This window comes from Bradyrhizobium sp. SRL28 (assembly GCF_018596315.1).
Classification (GTDB): Bacteria; Pseudomonadota; Alphaproteobacteria; order Rhizobiales; family Xanthobacteraceae; genus Bradyrhizobium.
On sequence record NZ_JAHEAG010000137.1, the window covers coordinates 1 to 2,069 of the forward strand.

1 protein-coding gene and 1 pseudogene are annotated in these 2,069 nt (G+C 61.4%); both read right to left on the minus strand.

Going from position 1 to position 2,069, the window contains the following annotated elements; translation table 11 throughout:
• Nucleotides 1-183 precede the first annotated feature (183 nt).
• Nucleotides 184-795, minus strand: a pseudogene (locus tag KIP88_RS45605) (IS3 family transposase); the annotation flags it as partial.
• 471 nt (nucleotides 796-1,266) lie between these two features.
• Nucleotides 1,267-2,069 (minus strand): amidase (locus KIP88_RS48960; RefSeq protein ID WP_214494595.1); only part of this gene is annotated, 803 nt, incomplete at its 5' end.

A 2,069-nucleotide genomic window follows, 5' to 3' on the forward strand; every position in this document is an offset into this window, starting at 1 on the left:
GACCAAGCGTTGACCTCTGGATCTACGCGAGCAAGACACTGACCTGGGCCAACTTTCATCCGCCGATAAGTAGAGTCCCGGTGACATTTGAGCCCATGGGGCTCGGTGGAGCAACGGGGCGGGGCGCGGACCCCCCGGCGTAGCGCGGCCCCCGCCCCGTTGCGGTCCGGGAGCGCCGAGATCGGCGTATTCGTTCGGCGTCAAATGGCTGAGCGCGCTATGTGGGCGGACATTGTTGTAGTCGTCTTTCCATGCAGCCAGCACGGCGCGAGCCTGTGCAAGCGACGTGAACAACGTCTCACTGAGGAGCTCGTCGTGCAACGGACCGTTGAAGCTCTCGATGAAGGCGTTCTGGGTCGGCTTGCCCGGCGCAATGTAGTGCCACTCGATCCGCATCTCCTGGCACCAGCGCAGGATCGCCATGCCGGTCAGCTCGGTACCGTTATCGGAGACCCACATGACTGGACGGCCGTGCCGCGCCACGATGGCCTCGAGCTCGCGCACGACGCGCAGGCCCGGTAACGAGGTGTCGGCGCCCAGCGCCAGACATTCGCGCGTGAAGTCATCGACCACCGCGAGGATGCGGAAGCGGCGGCCATCGGTGAAAGCATCCGACAGGAAGTCGAGGCTCCAGCGCTGGTTCGGCCCCTGCGGGATCGTCAGTGGCGCTCGTGTGCCAAGCGCCCGCTTACGCCCGCCGCGCCGACGCACCTGCAGCCGTTCCTCGCGGTAGAGGCGGAACTTCTTGTGGTTCATAGTCAGACCCTCGCGGCGCATCAGTACAAGCAGACGGCGCGTCCGGAGGGAGGCGAGATCATGGCCTCGCAGATCGCTATCAGCCAACGTACGGTGCAGGCCCATTCGGAATCGAGACACAAGCTTAGCTCGCGGGTGCGAAGTGTGAGCTGCTGACCGTTTTGTGGCTACAACATGAAGACGGATCTGCTCGAGGTTTACCGGGTGCCCAAAACTGGACGCTCGCCGAAGCGGCGATCGACATCTTCGCCGAGAAATGCTGCGCACGGAATATCCCGCCTAGTTCCTCGCACATCACTTATCTTCCTCTTCAACCGCAAAATGACCTGCCATTCCGCAACCAGTTATATAACTGCTTTCGCTTCGATGGCGCTTGGCCGGCGATGTATCCAAGGGGACGCCTGCTCAAGCATCCTTCCCCTAAATGAAGCGCGATGCCGTCATCGCCACGGGGCGCCACTATCTGCAGACCAATTGGTCGGTCATCGGTGTGCGGGGTCACTGGTACATTCAGTCCGCAAAATCCGACGGCATTGATCCAGCTGCAGAACATACCTGGGTTGCTCCGCTTCCAGGACGGCCCCCGATTGTCTCGGGGCACTCACTTTCGGCGTTCCACGCTGGCGATGCCGCTGTGGGAGTAAGCAACGCATCAAACTCCCCCCACGCGGCACTTACTTCGGCACGAAACGCGGTCAATCGGTCGATTGTACGAAGAAAGGAGGTGGCCTTAATCTTTCGACCCCGACGAACCAGCTCTTTGATCTGCTCGGTCAGTTCGCTTTGATGTCGTGGATAGGATAGAGCTACTCGGGCTGCGCCTACGGAAGCTAAACCATCCCAGATTTCGCGGATCTCATTCAGGTTGAATGGCGGCAGACACTCTTCGACTTGGCACCCCTGTGAAGCAAGACATTCTCGCGCATCGTGATGAGCACGCGCGACCTCGGGGTCCACGGTTTCGGACCCTATATTAGTGAACCAACCAATCCGGAGGGAGCGGTGCGGAGTCGCGATTGGCGGTAGGTTGAGCGACGTTGGATCGCGCCGATCCGGACCGCCCAGTACTGACAACAGAAGGTCGATATCAGCCAAGCTTCGGCCAACGAGGCCAATCGTTTGGAAATCCAGCGCCATTGGCAGAAATCCATGTCGGCGAGGGACACGACCATTCGAGGGCCTCATCCCGACGAGGCCGGCGTAGCTGGCCGGCATCCGGATCGATCCACCCGGGTCCGTACCTAGGGAGAGTGGCACCAATCCGGCAGCGACCGCCGCCACGGAGCCGCCGCTCGATCCGCCTGCCGTTAAGC